Raw genomic sequence first — 16,724 nt, 5'->3', positions numbered from 1 at the left:
TACGCTTACCCGGTCTACGGTTCGGTGTTAGTTCACCAGCGGCAAACGGCGATACAGCTCGATCATATCCCCGGCCAGATCCTGAATTACCATCGCGTTCATCAGGTGATCCTGCGAGTGAACGGTGATCAGATTTACCGGTAGCTTGCCGGTGCCTTCATCAAGACCAATCAATTTAGTCTGGATAGAATGCGCCTGTTTGACGAACTCCCGTGACTCTTCCATCGCTTTTTCAGCCTCGGCAAAATCACCTTTACGCGCCATCTGCAGCGCGGTTAATGCTGAGCTACGGGCTGCACCGGCATTCACCAGCAATTCCATAATGATCGTTTCTAAATCTTCCATGGTTCACTCCAGCAGTTTAAGGGCTTTTTCCAGTACGGCATCACCTTTCATCATGCCGTAATCCATCATGTCGATAACCGCGACCTTCTTACCCAGCGGTTCCGCCTGGGCCTGAAGATTATTCAGTTCGTATTTGACCTGCGGGCCAAGCAAAATAATGTCGGCTGCGGCGATTTCATCTTTAAACTCAGCAACCGGTACGGCTTTAATGGTTACGTCGACCCCTTTTTTCTGCGCGGCGTCTTTCATGCGTTGAACCAGCATGCTGGTGGACATTCCCGCTGCACAGCATAAAACGATGTTCTTCATAGTCAGCCCCAATGTACATGTGTTTATTGATAATTATCCCGCACTGTCCGTTACGACAACCGCGTTACCGCGATTGTGTGTGAAGCATCACAAAGAAACCTGCATTTTCTGAAACCGGTTACAACTGTTACAGAATGGGGAGGGCAGGGCGAAACGAGGAAGAAGCTTTCCGCCCTGGTCAGCATCCTCTGCTGACGAAACAAGCGTAAAAAATCCGGGCGCGTTACAGCAACGGCCCGTTGATGAGGTTACGTGACGCCTCGTAATAACTTCACCGGATTATCGTTTTTTTCAGCCTGATTGCGAGGCGCGTCCCAGCCAGCTGTCCCAGTCTTTCCAGACCGGCTGTAATCCCTGCAGACTGAGCGCCTCGGCGACAGCTTCCGGGCGACGGTTATCGTGCGGCGCAAACTGCTCCAGTTCGGGATGATCATCGGCATAGCCGCCGGGCTGAGTTTTTGAAAAGGCGCTGACGTTGTTAATCGCCAGGGGAATGACGCGATCGCGAAACGCGGGAGATTCCCGGGTGGAGAGCGACAGCTCCACCTCCGGTGCCAGCAGACGAAACGCGCAGATGGTCTGCACCAGCTGGCGTTCATCCATGATCGACGCGGGCTGGATCCCGCCGGCGCAGGGTCGCAGCCGGGGAAAAGAGATTGAATACCGGCTCTGCCAGTAGTGCTGCTGCAGCCACAGCAGATGTTCCGCCACCATAAAGTTATCGACGCGCCAGCTGTCGGAAAGCCCGGTCAGCGCCCCGAGGCCGATCTTGTCGATCCCGGCGCGTCCCAGCCGATCCGGGGTCTCCAGCCGCCAGAAGAAATCCTGCTTTTTACCTTTCAGATGGTGCTGGGCATACACCGTCTCATGGTAGGTCTCCTGATAGACCAGTACGCCATCCAGCCCCAGCGTTTTCAGTTCGCCATATTCGGTCTCTGACAGCGGTTGAACCTCCATCTGTAACGAGGCGAACTGGCGGCGAATCGCCGGGATATGGCGGCGAAAATAGTCCATTCCGACTTTGGTCTGGTGTTCGCCGGTGACCAGCAGCAGGTGCTCAAACCCCATCTCGCGGATCGCGGCACACTCCCGGGCAATTTCGTTTTCATCCAGCGTCTTGCGCTTGATGTGGTTGCTCATGGAGAAGCCGCAGTAGGTGCAGTCGTTCGCGCAGAGGTTGGAGAGATAGAGCGGAACATAAAAGCTCACCGTGTTGCCAAAGCGCTGACGGGTCAGCCGCTGGGCTCGCTGCGCCATCGGCTCCAGATAGCCACTGGCGGCGGGGGAGAGCAGGGCCATCATATCTTCGCGGGTAAGCTGGCGGGCGTTTAATGCCCGCTCCACATCTGCAGGGGTTTTACTGTTGATACGCAGGCGAATATCGTCCCAGTCGAGCTGGCGCCAGCGATCGGTAAAGGTTTTCATGATAACGCCTCCAGAAAGCCGGTTAACGGGCTGGTGGCCTGGGCTTCAACGCTCCGGGCGCCGGGGCCAGACTGGCGTGCCAGCACGCCCGCCTCCACCGCCAGACGAAACGCCCGCGCCATCATCACCGGATCGTCCGCGACCGCAATGGCGGTGTTGACCAGTACGGCGTCGGCACCCATCTCCAGCGCCTGCGCGGCGTGGCTGGGTACGCCGATCCCGGCATCGACGATCACCGGCACGGTTGCCTGCTGAATAATAATCTCCAGCATCGCGCGGGTTTCCAGCCCCTGATTGGAGCCTATCGGCGCCCCGAGCGGCATCACTGCCGCACAACCTGCCTCTTCGAGCCGTTTGCACAGCACCGGATCGGCACCGCAGTAGGGCAGCACGGTGAACCCCTCTTTCACCAGCATCTCTGCCGCTTTCAGCGTCTCGATGGGATCGGGGAGCAGCCAGCGAGCGTCGGGATGGATCTCCAGTTTGAGCCAGTGCGTTCCCAGCGCTTCGCGCGCCAGCCGGGCCGCAAATAGCGCCTCTTCCGCGGTTTTGGCGCCGGAGGTATTGGGCAGCAGGCTGACGCCCGCCTCCAGCAGCGGCGCCAGAATGGCGTCGTTGTGATTACGCAGATCGACCCGCTTCATGGCCAGCGTCACCAGCTGGCTGCCGCTCTCCCGGATCGCGTCCACCATCAGCTGCGGTGAGGCGAATTTTCCCGTGCCGGTAAATAGATGTGAATCAAAGGTTTTATCCGCAATACGTAACATCTTAGCCTCCGGCAATCACCTGAAAGAGCAGGATCTGATCGCCTTCGCGCACCTGCTGTTTTTCCCACTGCTCGCGCGGCAGGATCTGTTGATTCAGGGCCAGCGCGACCCCGGGTTTTAACTGGCATAGCTGGGAGAGCAGGGTGGCGACGGTTAATCCCTCCACGCACTGCATCGGTTCGTCGTTAAACAGGATCCGCATGCCGCCCTCCACACACCAGGCACCCACTGGCGCGCTGTAAAGCCAGCTGCCGCCAGCTTCCCGCCCGGGCGTCGAACAGGCGTAGCGTATTGCGCGTGGCCTCAATGCCGCTGAGCAGCTTGATCGCCTCCAGCGCCTGCAGGGTGCCCATCACGCCAACCACCGGCCCGACAATACCCGCGGTGCGGCAGTTACGCTGCGGCTCGTCATCCTCCGGCCACAGGCAGCGGTAGCAGCCCTGCGTCCAGGGGGGCGTCAGCACCATCATCTGTCCGCCAAAGCCCACGGCGCTGGCGGTGATAAGCGGCGTATTGAGCATCACACAGGCGGCATTGATCGCCTGACGGGTAGCCATGTTATCGGTGCAGTCCAGCACCACGTCGGCGCGGGTAATCTCTTCCTCCAGCGCGCTGCCTTCCAGGCGGGTCTGCAGGGCGATCAGCCGGATGTCGGGATTGAGCTGCTGCAGGCGACGCTCTGTCACCTGCGCTTTTGGCTGGGCGATATCGTCGGTGGTAAAGAGGATTTGGCGCTGCAAATTACTCAGATGAACCTCGTCGTTGTCGGCCAAAACCAGAGTGCCGATCCCGGCGCCGGCCAGGTAGAGCGCCGCCGGGGCACCTAATCCGCCCAGACCGACCACCAGCACCCGGCTGGCGAGCAGCTTTTGCTGCCCGTCGATGGCGATATCTTCCAGCAGGATCTGGCGGCTGTAGCGCATAAAGTCACGGTCATTCATCGCCCGCCCCCGCCAGTTGCAGTAGCTGTGTTGTCGCCGCCTGCCAGTCGTCGTCCTGAGTAATGGCGCTCACCACCGCGATACTCCCTACACCGGTCGCCAGGACCGCGGGCGCGCGTTCGAGGCTGATACCGCCGATGGCGACGGTAGGGTAATCCCCGAGCCGGTCGATATGGCGGGCCAGCTGTTCCAGCCCCTGCGGAGCCGATGGCATCTGCTTGGTTTGGGTCGGGAAAACGTGCCCCAGCGCGATGTAGGATGGACGCGCCGCCAGCGCCACGTCGATCTCCATATCGTCATGGGTCGACACGCCGAGACGCAACCCGGCAGCCCGAATGGCCTCAAGCTCGGTGGTCTCCAGATCCTCCTGACCGAGATGCACACCGTACGCCTGATGCTTGATCGCCAGCCGCCAGTAGTCATTGATAAACAGGCGGGCGTCGTAGCGACGCCCCAGAGCAATGGCCGCGATGACGTCGGCTTCTACCTCATAGTCCTGTTTATCCTTGATGCGCAGCTGGATCGTTTTTACACCCGCAGCGAGCAGGCGTTCGATCCAGGCCACGCTGTCGACCACCGGATAGAGCCCCAGATGCAAGGGCGCTGGCGGAAAGTTGGGTTGATACATTACGCCTCCTCTTTTTTGAGGTAGATTTCGCCGCCCCGGGCGCGGAAGGTTTCCGACATATCGGCCATGCCCACTTCGATGGTCTGCGCGGCGGCGTAATCACGCACCTCCTGGCTGATTTTCATCGAGCAGAATTTTGGCCCGCACATGGAACAGAAGTGCGCCACTTTGCCGGACTCCTGCGGCAGGGTTTCGTCGTGGTAGGCGCGGGCGGTGAACGGGTCGAGGGCGAGGTTGAACTGATCTTCCCAGCGGAACTCGAAGCGCGCTTTTGACATGGCGTTATCGCGGATCTGCGCCCCCGGATGGCCCTTCGCCAGGTCGGCAGCGTGGGCGGCAATTTTGTAGGTGATCAGCCCCTGCTTCACATCCTCTTTGTTCGGCAGGCCGAGGTGCTCTTTCGGCGTGACGTAGCAGAGCATGGCGCAGCCGAACCAGCCGATCATCGCCGCGCCAATCCCGGAGGTGAAGTGGTCATAACCCGGTGCGATATCGGTGGTCAACGGCCCCAGGGTATAGAACGGCGCTTCGTGGCAGTGCTCCAGCTCTTCGGTCATGTTGCGGCGGATCATCTGCATCGGCACGTGGCCCGGGCCTTCGATCATCACCTGCACGTCATACTCCCAGGCGATTTTGGTCAGCTCGCCCAGGGTGTGCAGCTCGGCAAACTGCGCCTCGTCGTTGGCATCGCGAATGGAGCCCGGACGCAGGCCATCGCCCAGCGACAGCGACACGTCGTACGCGGCGCAGATCTCGCAGATTTCGCGGAAGTGTTCATAGAGGAAGTTTTCCCGATGGTGGGAGAGGCACCATTTCGCCATGATTGAACCGCCGCGGGAGACGATGCCGGTCAGGCGTTTCGCCGTCATCGGCACGTAGCGCAGCAGCACGCCGGCGTGGATGGTGAAGTAGTCGACGCCTTGCTCGGCCTGCTCCAGCAGGGTATCCCGGAAGGCCTCCCAGGTGAGATCTTCGGCGATGCCGTTCACCTTCTCCAGCGCCTGGTAGATGGGCACCGTACCAATGGGCACCGGGCTGTTACGCAGGATCCATTCGCGGGTTTCGTGAATATAGCGCCCGGTAGAGAGGTCCATCACCGTGTCCGCGCCCCAGCGGGTTGACCAGACCAGTTTCTCCACCTCCTCTTCGATAGACGAGGTGACCGCTGAGTTACCGATGTTGGCGTTCACTTTCACCAGGAAGTTACGACCGATAATCATCGGTTCCGACTCCGGGTGGTTAATGTTGGCCGGGATAATGGCGCGTCCGGCGGCGACTTCGTCACGGACAAACTCCGGGGTGATGTTTTCCGGCAGGCGGGCACCAAACCCTTCGCCCGGATGCTGGTGGCGCAGCACGTCGGTACGGATGCGCTCGCGGCCCATGTTTTCGCGAATAGCGATAAACTCCATCTCCGGGGTTACGATCCCCTGACGGGCGTAGTGCAGCTGGGTGACGCATTTGCCCGCTCTGGCACGTTTCGGCGTAAGAAGGCCGGAGAAGCGCAGCTCGTCCAGACCATCATCGGCCAGGCGCTCCCGGGTGTAAGCTGAGCTTTGTTCGGTTAGCGCTTCGCAGTCGTTACGTGCGTCAATCCACGGTTGGCGCAGTTTCGCCAGCCCCTGCTGCACGTTGATGGTTATCGCCGGATCGCCGTACGGGCCGGACGTGTCGTAGACCGGCACCGCTTCGTTCTCTTCAAACTGGGGATTCTCTTTGCTGCCGCCGACGAGCGTCGGGCTGAGTTGGATCTCGCGCATGGGCACGCGAATGTCCTCCCGGGAGCCGGTCAGATAGATGCGTTTTGAGTTAGGGAAAGCGGTGCCTTCCAGAGTGTCGATAAAGTGTTGGGCTTGTGCGCGCTGTTCGCGGCGGGTCAATTTTGTGGCAGACATAGCTCGTTCCAGAAAGTGAGGAAGTGGCTTGTCAGACGACGGATGAAGCAAGAGAGGATCGCCCGGTGGCGATACATGACAGATTGACTCTTGTTCCCTTCGCAGGTTTTAACCTGATCAGGTTCCGCGGATCCCGAATTAACGGTCTCAGCCCGGCTTTCGCACTGGGCACTCCGACAAGAATGTGCTCCCCTACAGCGGGAGCAGTAAATGTAAATTACGCGTTAACGATAAATAACTCAAGCCGGTCGGGCGACGTTATCTTCGTTACTCGCTTTCAAATTGTGATCCAGCGCAAGGGCGATCAGGTTATCTTCCAGCGTGAATCGCTGCTCCAGCGCCTCGCCGATATCAGAGAGGGCCAGCTGAAATTCCAGATAATTATCCTGATCGATGGCATTCTCAAGCGTGGAGTCGTAATAATCCATGATTTGCTGGGTATTGGCTTCCAGTAGGGGATAGAGTTTGGTGGCCGCTAAAAACGGGCTGTTACCTTCCATTTCACCGATAATGCGCTCATAAATATTGAAATGGCCGTTAGAAAGGTAGTCGACCAGGCTCTGACAGAAATCGTCCAGCGCTTTTTCATTCAGACGCATATAGGACTCTTTGTCCGGCTTAATGCCAACGAGGTTGTAGTAGGCAACAAGCAGATGTTTGCGCACGTGCAGCCAGCGATCGACCAGGTTGTTACATCCGCCAACGCGCTCTGTCAGGTTTTCTAGCTGGTTTAGCATGTTTGACTCCGCAAGGTTAAGATTAAAAGCTGCCCACCCAAAATGTAATAGTATTGTTACCAACATGCCTGTGAAGCAAAGGTAGTGCAATAGATATGGATCGTATAATTGAAAAATCGGATCGCGGCTGGTGGTTCGTCAGCCATGAACAGAAATTATGGTTGCCCGGTGGTGAATTACCACATGGCGAGGCCGGAAATTTCGATCTTGCGGGTCAACCCGCACTCAATATCGGGGAGTGGCAGGGCGATCCTGTGTGGTTGATCCAACAAAATCGTCGTCACGATATGGGATCGGTACGCCAGGTGCTCGATCTCGATGTGGGTCTGTTCCAGCTGGCCGGGCGTGCTGTGCAGTTGGCCGAGTTTTATCGCTCGCATAAATACTGCGGCTACTGTGGTCACACCATGCACCCAAGCAAAACCGAGTGGGCCATGCTCTGCAGCCACTGCCGCGAACGCTACTACCCGCAAATCGCGCCGTGCATCATCGTCGCCATTCGTCGTGAAGATACCATCCTGCTGGCGCAGCACACGCGTCATCGTAACGGGGTGCATACCGTATTGGCCGGGTTTGTCGAAGTGGGCGAAACCCTGGAGCAGGCCGTCGCCCGGGAAGTGATGGAAGAGAGCGGCATCAAGGTGAAGAACCTGCGCTATGTCACCTCCCAGCCGTGGCCGTTCCCACAGTCGCTGATGACCGCTTTTATGGCCGAATATGACAGCGGCGAGATCGTTATCGATCCGAAAGAGCTGCAGTCAGCCGACTGGTATCGCTACGACGATTTACCGCTGCTCCCGCCGCCAGGCACCGTGGCGCGTCGCCTGATAGAAGATACCGTGGCAATGTGTCGGGCCGACTATGAATGACGTGGTACACTGGGGATAAGACGCTTAAGGAACTGCAAAAATGACCGAACTGAAGAACGATCGTTATCTGCGTGCGCTGCTGCGCCAACCCGTTGATGTCACCCCGGTATGGATGATGCGCCAGGCGGGTCGCTATTTACCGGAATATAAAGCCACCCGGGCGCAGGCAGGCGATTTCATGTCCCTGTGCAAAAACGCGGAGCTGGCCTGTGAAGTCACGCTGCAGCCGCTGCGCCGCTACCCGCTGGACGCGGCGATCCTCTTCTCCGACATTCTGACCATCCCGGACGCGATGGGGCTTGGGCTCTATTTTGAAACCGGCGAAGGCCCGCGCTTTAGCTCGCCGATTAAGAGCAAAGCGGACATCGACAACCTGCCTGTCCCGGACCCGGAGCAGGAACTCGGTTATGTGATGAATGCGGTGCGCACCATTCGCCGCGAGCTGAAAGGCGAAGTGCCGCTGATTGGGTTCTCCGGCAGCCCGTGGACCCTGGCGACCTACATGGTTGAAGGGGGCAGCAGCAAAGCCTTTACCGTGATCAAAAAGATGATGTACGCCGATCCGCTGGCGCTCCACGCCCTGCTGGATAAGCTGGCGAAAAGCGTCACTCTGTACCTGAACGCGCAGATCAAAGCGGGCGCCCAGTCGGTGATGATCTTCGATACCTGGGGTGGGGTACTGACCGGTCGCGATTATCAACAGTTCTCGCTCTATTACATGCATAAAATCGTTGATGGCCTGCTGCGTGAAAACGAAGGCCGTCGCGTGCCGGTAACGCTGTTCACCAAAGGCGGAGGCCAGTGGCTGGAGGCGATGGCAGAAACCGGCTGTGATGCGCTGGGCCTCGACTGGACCATCGATATCGCCGATGCGCGCCGCCGCGTGGGTGACAAAGTCGCCCTGCAAGGCAACATGGATCCGTCTATGCTGTATGCTCCGGCCGCCCGAATTGAAGAAGAAGTCGCGACCATTTTGGCGGGCTTCGGTCAGGGCGAGGGCCATGTCTTTAACCTGGGGCACGGTATTCATCAGGATGTACCGCCAGAGCATGCAGGCGTGTTTGTGGAGGCGGTGCACCGACTTTCTGCCCAGTATCACCTGTAAGGAGTCGTTATGGATCTTGCGTCACTTCGCGCTCAACAACTTAAACTCGCTGCGTCTGTATCCCGTGAGGATCGTCTGGATAAAGACCCACCCGCGCTGATTGCGGGGGCCGATGTGGGGTTTGAGCAGGGGGGAGAGGTGACGCGGGCGGCGATAGTGCTGCTGACGTACCCCGAACTGGAACTGGTTGAGTACCAGGTGGCGCGGATTGCCACTACCATGCCTTACATCCCCGGCTTCCTCTCTTTTCGTGAATATCCCGCGCTGCTGGCGGCGTGGGATCAGCTCTCGCAAAGACCCGATCTGCTGTTCGTTGACGGGCATGGCATCTCTCACCCGCGTCGTCTCGGCGTTGCCAGCCATTTTGGCCTGCTGGTGGATGTCCCGACCATCGGCGTGGCGAAAAAACGCCTCTGCGGCAAGTTTGATCCCCTGCCGCCCGAACCCGGCGCGCTGGCGCCATTGATGGACAAAGGCGAACAGCTGGCGTGGGTCTGGCGCAGCAAAGCCAGGTGTAATCCGCTGTTCATCGCCACCGGCCATCGCGTCAGTACCGACACCGCGCTGGCGTGGGTGCAGCGCTGTATGCGGGGCTACCGGCTACCGGAGCCGACCCGCTGGGCCGATGCGGTAGCTTCCGGGCGTCCGGCGTTTGTTCGTTGGCAGGAAATTCAGCGCTGAATCAGGTAAACTGCGGCCAATTTTCGATTCGAGACATCATCATGTTACAAAACCCGATTCACCTGCGCCTTGAGAAGCTGGAAAGCTGGCAGCACGTCACTTTTATGGCCTGTCTGTGCGAACGTATGTATCCGAACTATGCCATGTTCTGCAAGCAGACCGAATTTGGTGATGGTCAACTCTATCGTCGTATTCTCGATCTGGTGTGGGAAACGCTGACGGTTAAAGATGCGAAGGTGAACTTCGACACCCAGCTCGATAAGCTGGAAGAGGCGATTCCGGTTGCCGATGACTATGATGTCTATGGCGTCTACCCGGCGATTGATGCCTGTGTAGCGCTAAGTGAACTGATTCACTCGCGTCTGAGTGGTGAAACTCTGGAACATGCCATCGAAGTCAGTAAGGCCTCTATTACTACCGTAGCGATGCTGGAGATGACCCAGGAAGGGCGCGAAATGACCGATGAAGAGCTCCGTCTGAACCCGGCCATTGAGCAGGAATGGGACATTCAGTGGGAAATTTTCCGTTTGCTGGCGGAGTGCGAAGAACGCGATATCGAACTGATTAAAGGTCTGCGTGCAGACTTGCGTGAGGCAGGCGAGAGTAACATTGGTATAAATCTTAACCAGTGAGACAACAAAACGTGATTTAACGCCTGTTTTGTCATGCCTCTACTCTTCCCTTCTGCCCCCCGTCTGGTCTACATTTGGGGGGCGAAAAAAAGTGGCTATCGGTGCGTGTATGCAGGAGAGTGCTTTTTTGGCATTTTCGTCGCACTCGATGCTTAGCAAGCGATAAACACATTGAAAGGATAACTTATGAACAAGACTCAACTGATTGATGTAATTGCGGACAAAGCTGACCTGTCTAAAGTACAGGCTAAAGCTGCTCTGGAATCCACCCTGGCTGCAATTACTGAGTCTCTGAAAGAAGGCGATGCTGTACAACTGGTAGGTTTCGGTACCTTCAAAGTGAACCACCGCGCTGAGCGTACTGGCCGCAACCCGCAGACCGGTAACGAAATCAAAATCGCTGCAGCCAACGTGCCAGCATTTGTTTCTGGCAAAGCACTGAAAGACGCAGTTAAGTAAGCCGCGTAGCAGTGAACAGTTTTATCGAGGGGGCGGTTTCGCCCCTTTTGTCTGTCTGGCGCCGGGTGACGGTGCTGGCAGGCATATTTGTATTAACCGCCTGTAGCCATGACTCCTCCCTGCCGCCTTTTACCGCCAGCGGCTACGCTGACGATCAGGGCGCGGTACGCGTCTGGCGTAAAGATTCAGACGATGAAGTCCATCTCCTCTCCGCATTTAGCCCCTGGCACAGTGGCAGTACCACCACCAGTGAATATCGCTGGCAGGGCGATACGCTCGTCTGGATCGACATAAACATCTACAGTAAAGTCCCCGAGCATGTGCGGGTACGCTTTGACGACCACGGTGAGCTGAGCTTTATGCAGCACGAAACCGGTGGCCTTAAACAGCAACTCTCTACCGATCAAATCGAGCTTTACCGCTACCGCGCCGCGCAGATTCGCCAGACCAGCGACGCGCTGCGACAGGGAAGGGTGGTGCTACATCAGGGCCGCTGGCATGTTGACGGCTCCGTGACAACGTGTGAAGGCCAGACCCTGAAGCCGGATCTCGATAGCTGGGCAACGGAACACATTGCACGCCGGCAGAGTCACTCCTCCATGGCAGTGAGCGTGGCGTGGCTGGAAGCGCCTGAAGGATCACAGCTGCTGCTGGTGGCGAACGAAGATTTTTGTACCTGGCAGCCGACAGAGAAGAGTTTCTGAAAATCCCCCTCCCTTGCGGGAGAGGGACTGGTGAAGGGGAAAATTACTTCCCTTGCTCGCGCGCAATGGCGCGGTAACCAATATCGTTACGGCTGAAGCTCCCGTTCCAGTGAATATCCGCCATCAGGGCATAGGCGCGTTGCTGCGCTTCTGCGACGGTATTGCCCAGCGCCGTGGCGCACAGGACTCGGCCACCGTTAGTCAGCACGCGTTCGTCATCGGAGAGCTTAGTCCCCGCATGGAATACCTTCGCGCCTTCGATGGCTTCCAGCGGCAGGCCGTGGATCTCATCCCCGGTGTTGTAGTTGCCCGGATAACCGCCCGCCGCAATTACCACGCCCAGAGAAGCACGCTCATCCCACTCAGAGCTTTTTTCGTCCAGCTTGCCTTCGCAGGCCGCCAGGCACAGCTCTACCAGATCGGATTTCATGCGCAGCATGATTGGCTGCGTTTCTGGGTCGCCGAAGCGGCAGTTGAACTCAATAACCTTCGGGTTGCCCTGTTTGTCGATCATCAGGCCCGCGTAAAGGAAACCAGTGTAGGTGTTGCCTTCCGCCGCCATTCCTTTCACGGTTGGCCAGATGATGCGGTCCATGGTCCGCTGGTGAACTTCATCTGTCACCACAGGGGCAGGGGAGTAAGCCCCCATCCCGCCGGTATTCGGGCCGGTATCGGCATCGCCAACGCGCTTATGATCCTGGCTGGTGGCCATCGGCAGCACGTGCTCGCCGTCGACCATGACGATAAAGCTCGCCTCTTCGCCATCAAGAAACTCTTCGATAACGATGCGGTGGCCCGCGTCACCAAAGGCGTTGCCTGCCAGCATATCCTGAACGGCGGCTTCTGCTTCTTCGAGCGTCATCGCCACGATAACGCCTTTACCCGCTGCCAGACCGTCGGCTTTGATCACAATCGGCGCGCCTTTTTCACGTAAGTAGGCCAGCGCGGGCTCCACTTCGGTGAAGTTCTGATATTCCGCCGTCGGGATGTTATGACGTGCGAGGAAGTCTTTGGTGAAGGCTTTAGAGCCTTCCAGCTGGGCGGCGCCTTCGGTTGGGCCGAAGATGGTCAGGCCCGCGGCACGGAATGCGTCTACCACGCCAATGACCAGCGGCGCTTCCGGGCCCACGATGGTCAGGTCAATCTTCTCATTCTGGGCAAAGCTCAGCAGCGCCGGGATATCGGTTACGCCGATAGCGACGTTCTGCAGGGTGGGCTCCAGGGCGGTACCGGCGTTACCCGGCGCCACAAAGACGGTTTCAACCTGCGCAGACTGCGCCGCTTTCCACGCCAGGGCGTGCTCGCGCCCGCCGTTACCAATCACTAATACTTTCATTCTCTGCTCCGGGAATTAATGGCGGAAATGACGCATGTCGGTGAAGATCATCGCGATGCCATGTTCATCGGCGGCGGCAATGACTTCGTCGTCGCGGATAGAGCCGCCAGGCTGGATCACGCAGGTGATGCCCACTGCCGCAGCTGCATCGATACCGTCACGGAACGGGAAGAACGCGTCGGACGCCATGGCGGAGCCTTTAACTTCCAGACCTTCGTCGCCCGCTTTAATCCCGGCGATTTTCGCAGAGTAAACGCGGCTCATCTGGCCCGCGCCTATACCGATGGTCATGTTCTCTTTCGCATAGACGATGGCGTTGGATTTCACGAACTTCGCCACTTTCCAGCAGAACAGCGCGTCACGCAGCTCCTGCTCAGTAGGCTGACGTTTGGTGACGACACGCAGATCTTTCTCGCTGACCATGCCCAGGTCACGATCCTGAACCAGCAGGCCACCGTTCACACGCTTGAAGTCGAGGCCCGGAACGCGTTCTGCCCACTGACCGCAGACCAGCATGCGCACGTTCTGTTTTGCCGCGGTGATTTTCAGGGCGTCTTCGGTGGCCGAAGGGGCGATGATCACCTCCACAAACTGGCGGGAGATAATCGCCTGGGCGGTTTCGGCATCCAGCTCGCGGTTAAACGCGATAATGCCGCCAAACGCTGAGGTCGGGTCAGTTTTGTACGCACGATCGTATGCATCCAGAATAGAGGTGCTGACCGCCACGCCGCATGGGTTCGCGTGCTTCACGATAACGCAGGCGGGCTCGCTGAACTCTTTCACGCACTCCAGCGCCGCGTCGGTATCCGCAATGTTGTTATAGGAGAGCGCTTTACCCTGCACCTGCTGCGCAGTAGCAACGGAGGCTTCTTTAACCTCTTCCTCTATATAGAAGGCAGCCTGCTGGTGGCTGTTTTCGCCGTAGCGCATATCCTGCTTCTTAATGAAGTTCAGGTTTAAGGTGCGAGAGAAGCGGCCGGAAGGTTCATTGCTTTCACCATGATAGGAAGGCACCAGGCTACCGAAGTAGTTGGCGATCATGCTGTCGTAGGCGGCGGTATGTTCGAACGCTTTAATGGCCAGATCAAAACGGGTCTCGAGATTCAGTGAGCCTTCGTTGGCATCCATCTCTTTAATAATGGCGTCGTAGTCGCTGCTCTTCACCACGATGGCCACATCTTTATGGTTCTTGGCGGCGGAGCGCACCATGGTCGGGCCGCCGATATCGATATTTTCCACCGCATCTTCCAGCGAGCAGCCTTCACGGGCAACGGTCTGGGCGAATGGGTAAAGGTTAACAACCACCATGTCGATTGGCGCAATCCCGTGCTGATCCATAATGCCGTCATCCTGACCGCGACGACCCAGAATGCCGCCGTGGACTTTCGGGTGCAGGGTTTTGACGCGTCCATCCATCATTTCCGGGAAACCGGTGTAATCGGACACTTCGGTTACCGGCAGGCCTTTCTCTGCTAACAGGCGAGCGGTACCGCCAGTGGACAGCAGCTCCACACCACGTGCAGAAAGTGCCTGAGCGAATTCAACGATACCGGCTTTATCAGAAACACTGAGCAGAGCGCGGCGGACTGGACGACGTTGTTGCATGGTAAATCCCCTGGATTTGACGATTACAGAGAGCGTTAGGTGAATTTTCCCGATAAAAACTCAACTAACACACCTGGCGGGGCGCTTTATTTAGCGCGAGCATTTTAACGAAAACGTTTGCGCAACGCTCGCACATTTTCACTTTTTCGTCACGTTGTGGATAAGTCTGTGTGTAATCAGGTATAAGGCGGGCTTTTGCTGGGGAATGCAGCAGTCAGTCATTTTTATGACATTTAAGGGTTGCGGGCGCCGGAGAACTCCCTATAATGCGCCTCCATCGACACGGCGGATGTGAATCACTTCACACTAACAGCCGGGCCGGTTGAGGAGAAAAGCGAAAATAATCGCTTGACTCTGAAAGAGGAAAGCGTAATATACGCCACCTCGCAACGGTGAGCGAAAGCCGCGTTGCACTGCTCTTTAACAATTTATCAGACAATCTGTGTGGGCACTCAAAGTGACATGGATTCTTAATGTCCTAGGACAATAAATGAATACCAAGTCTCTGAGTGAACACGTAATTCATTACGAAGTTTAATTCACGAGCATCAAACTTAAATTGAAGAGTTTGATCATGGCTCAGATTGAACGCTGGCGGCAGGCCTAACACATGCAAGTCGAACGGTAGCACAGAGAGCTTGCTCTCGGGTGACGAGTGGCGGACGGGTGAGTAATGTCTGGGAAACTGCCTGATGGAGGGGGATAACTACTGGAAACGGTAGCTAATACCGCATAACGTCGCAAGACCAAAGAGGGGGACCTTCGGGCCTCTTGCCATCGGATGTGCCCAGATGGGATTAGCTAGTAGGTGGGGTAATGGCTCACCTAGGCGACGATCCCTAGCTGGTCTGAGAGGATGACCAGCCACACTGGAACTGAGACACGGTCCAGACTCCTACGGGAGGCAGCAGTGGGGAATATTGCACAATGGGCGCAAGCCTGATGCAGCCATGCCGCGTGTATGAAGAAGGCCTTCGGGTTGTAAAGTACTTTCAGCGAGGAGGAAGGCATTGCGGCTAATAACCGCAGTGATTGACGTTACTCGCAGAAGAAGCACCGGCTAACTCCGTGCCAGCAGCCGCGGTAATACGGAGGGTGCAAGCGTTAATCGGAATTACTGGGCGTAAAGCGCACGCAGGCGGTCTGTTAAGTCAGATGTGAAATCCCGGGCTCAACCTGGGAACTGCATTTGAAACTGGCAGGCTTGAGTCTTGTAGAGGGGGGTAGAATTCCAGGTGTAGCGGTGAAATGCGTAGAGATCTGGAGGAATACCGGTGGCGAAGGCGGCCCCCTGGACAAAGACTGACGCTCAGGTGCGAAAGCGTGGGGAGCAAACAGGATTAGATACCCTGGTAGTCCACGCCGTAAACGATGTCGACTTGGAGGTTGTGCCCTTGAGGCGTGGCTTCCGGAGCTAACGCGTTAAGTCGACCGCCTGGGGAGTACGGCCGCAAGGTTAAAACTCAAATGAATTGACGGGGGCCCGCACAAGCGGTGGAGCATGTGGTTTAATTCGATGCAACGCGAAGAACCTTACCTACTCTTGACATCCAGAGAACTTGCCAGAGATGGCTTGGTGCCTTCGGGAACTCTGAGACAGGTGCTGCATGGCTGTCGTCAGCTCGTGTTGTGAAATGTTGGGTTAAGTCCCGCAACGAGCGCAACCCTTATCCTTTGTTGCCAGCGGTTAGGCCGGGAACTCAAAGGAGACTGCCAGTGATAAACTGGAGGAAGGTGGGGATGACGTCAAGTCATCATGGCCCTTACGAGTAGGGCTACACACGTGCTACAATGGCGCATACAAAGAGAAGCGACCTCGCGAGAGCAAGCGGACCTCATAAAGTGCGTCGTAGTCCGGATTGGAGTCTGCAACTCGACTCCATGAAGTCGGAATCGCTAGTAATCGTAGATCAGAATGCTACGGTGAATACGTTCCCGGGCCTTGTACACACCGCCCGTCACACCATGGGAGTGGGTTGCAAAAGAAGTAGGTAGCTTAACCTTCGGGAGGGCGCTTACCACTTTGTGATTCATGACTGGGGTGAAGTCGTAACAAGGTAACCGTAGGGGAACCTGCGGTTGGATCACCTCCTTACCTTAAAGAACCTGCCTTTGTAGTGCTCACACAGATTGTCTGATGAATGATGAACTTCTGAATGTACTTTTGAGTGCATTAAGAAGTTTTGCTCTTTAAAAATCTGGATCAAGCTGAAAATTGAAACGACACACGTTAAGTGTGTTCGAGTCTCTCAAATTTTCACAACGCGAAGTGAAACAGCTTCGGGT

Annotated in this window: 17 protein-coding genes, 1 rRNA gene and 1 riboswitch; of the genes, 7 read left to right on the top strand and 11 right to left on the bottom strand. The window is 57.1% G+C overall.

Translation table 11 applies throughout. The features are described 5' to 3' along the window. Positions 1-27: 27 nt before the first annotated feature. From DVA43_RS16570 to rsd, 9 genes are all read right to left on the bottom strand, one after another. Positions 28-345 carry a PTS lactose/cellobiose transporter subunit IIA gene (locus DVA43_RS16570; protein WP_039028884.1) on the bottom strand — a complete coding sequence of 106 codons (318 nt, stop codon included), beginning with the start codon at positions 343-345 and terminating at the stop codon, positions 28-30. Positions 346-348: 3 nt separating this feature from the next. Beyond that, entirely contained in the window at positions 349-654 is a 306-nt protein-coding gene (locus DVA43_RS16565) for a PTS sugar transporter subunit IIB (RefSeq protein ID WP_103825467.1), read from the bottom strand. A 291-nt stretch (positions 655-945) separates the two neighbouring features. Continuing rightward, positions 946-2,079, bottom strand: a complete 1,134-nt coding sequence (gene thiH, locus DVA43_RS16560; RefSeq protein WP_114316182.1) for a 2-iminoacetate synthase ThiH — start codon at positions 2,077-2,079, stop codon at positions 946-948. Next, positions 2,076-2,846, bottom strand: coding sequence for a thiazole synthase (thiG, locus tag DVA43_RS16555; RefSeq protein ID WP_114316181.1), 771 nt, complete (start codon positions 2,844-2,846; stop codon positions 2,076-2,078). Before thiG ends, thiH begins: the two co-directional genes overlap by 4 nt. A 1-nt stretch (position 2,847) precedes the next feature. Then, complete coding sequence (gene thiS, locus DVA43_RS16550; protein WP_103177806.1) at positions 2,848-3,048, bottom strand: sulfur carrier protein ThiS; 201 nt, start codon at positions 3,046-3,048, stop codon at positions 2,848-2,850. Then, positions 3,032-3,787 carry a thiazole biosynthesis adenylyltransferase ThiF gene (gene thiF, locus DVA43_RS16545; RefSeq protein WP_114316180.1) on the bottom strand — a complete coding sequence of 252 codons (756 nt, stop codon included), beginning with the start codon at positions 3,785-3,787 and terminating at the stop codon, positions 3,032-3,034. Before thiF ends, thiS begins: the two co-directional genes overlap by 17 nt. Continuing rightward, positions 3,780-4,415, bottom strand: coding sequence for a thiamine phosphate synthase (gene thiE, locus DVA43_RS16540; RefSeq protein WP_114316179.1), 636 nt, complete (start codon positions 4,413-4,415; stop codon positions 3,780-3,782). The genes thiF and thiE overlap by 8 nt, the downstream gene beginning before the upstream one ends. Then, positions 4,415-6,310: a phosphomethylpyrimidine synthase ThiC gene (gene thiC, locus DVA43_RS16535; RefSeq protein ID WP_114316178.1), complete on the bottom strand. Its 1,896-nt coding sequence runs from the start codon at positions 6,308-6,310 to the stop codon at positions 4,415-4,417. Before thiC ends, thiE begins: the two co-directional genes overlap by 1 nt. Before the next feature lie 77 nt (positions 6,311-6,387). After that, positions 6,388-6,496, bottom strand: a riboswitch (TPP riboswitch). Between the two features lie 53 nt (positions 6,497-6,549). After that, positions 6,550-7,047 (bottom strand): sigma D regulator, encoded by a 498-nt coding sequence (rsd, locus tag DVA43_RS16530; protein WP_114316177.1) that lies wholly within the window; start codon positions 7,045-7,047, stop codon positions 6,550-6,552. Between the two features lie 95 nt (positions 7,048-7,142). On the opposite strand from rsd, the gene nudC reads away from it, so the two are divergent. From nudC to DVA43_RS16500, 6 genes are all read left to right on the top strand, one after another. Then, the gene (nudC, locus tag DVA43_RS16525; RefSeq protein WP_114316176.1) at positions 7,143-7,916 is read left to right on the top strand and encodes an NAD(+) diphosphatase; all 774 of its coding nucleotides are present in this window, start codon (positions 7,143-7,145) and stop codon (positions 7,914-7,916) included. 40 nt (positions 7,917-7,956) lie between these two features. After that, on the top strand, positions 7,957-9,021 hold the full coding sequence (gene hemE / locus DVA43_RS16520) for a uroporphyrinogen decarboxylase (protein WP_114316175.1): 1,065 nt from the start codon (positions 7,957-7,959) through the stop codon (positions 9,019-9,021). 9 nt (positions 9,022-9,030) lie between these two features. Next, the gene (gene nfi, locus DVA43_RS16515) at positions 9,031-9,702 is read left to right on the top strand and encodes a deoxyribonuclease V (RefSeq protein WP_114316174.1); all 672 of its coding nucleotides are present in this window, start codon (positions 9,031-9,033) and stop codon (positions 9,700-9,702) included. A gap of 41 nt (positions 9,703-9,743) precedes the next feature. Continuing rightward, entirely contained in the window at positions 9,744-10,334 is a 591-nt protein-coding gene (locus tag DVA43_RS16510) for a YjaG family protein (protein WP_103825477.1), read from the top strand. 186 nt (positions 10,335-10,520) lie between these two features. Further along, complete coding sequence (gene hupA / locus DVA43_RS16505) at positions 10,521-10,793, top strand: nucleoid-associated protein HU-alpha (RefSeq protein ID WP_032615913.1); 273 nt, start codon at positions 10,521-10,523, stop codon at positions 10,791-10,793. Positions 10,794-10,804: 11 nt separating this feature from the next. Further along, entirely contained in the window at positions 10,805-11,497 is a 693-nt protein-coding gene (locus DVA43_RS16500) for a DUF1481 domain-containing protein (protein WP_114316173.1), read from the top strand. Between the two features lie 43 nt (positions 11,498-11,540). On the opposite strand, the gene purD is transcribed toward DVA43_RS16500, so the two are convergent. Together purD and purH are read right to left on the bottom strand one after the other, a co-directional pair. Beyond that, the gene (purD, locus tag DVA43_RS16495) at positions 11,541-12,833 is read right to left on the bottom strand and encodes a phosphoribosylamine--glycine ligase (protein ID WP_114316172.1); all 1,293 of its coding nucleotides are present in this window, start codon (positions 12,831-12,833) and stop codon (positions 11,541-11,543) included. 15 nt (positions 12,834-12,848) lie between these two features. Further along, a complete protein-coding gene (gene purH, locus DVA43_RS16490) occupies positions 12,849-14,438 on the bottom strand; it encodes a bifunctional phosphoribosylaminoimidazolecarboxamide formyltransferase/IMP cyclohydrolase (RefSeq protein ID WP_114316171.1) in 1,590 nt (529 codons plus the stop codon). A gap of 556 nt (positions 14,439-14,994) precedes the next feature. On the opposite strand from purH, the gene DVA43_RS16480 reads away from it, so the two are divergent. After that, a 16S ribosomal RNA gene (locus DVA43_RS16480) occupies positions 14,995-16,533 on the top strand. The last annotated feature ends 191 nt before the right edge of the window (positions 16,534-16,724 follow it).

This window comes from Leclercia sp. W6, assembly GCF_003336345.1.
In the GTDB taxonomy this organism is placed as follows: domain Bacteria; phylum Pseudomonadota; class Gammaproteobacteria; order Enterobacterales; family Enterobacteriaceae; genus Enterobacter.
This window is presented reverse-complemented; position numbering and strand designations above follow the sequence as displayed.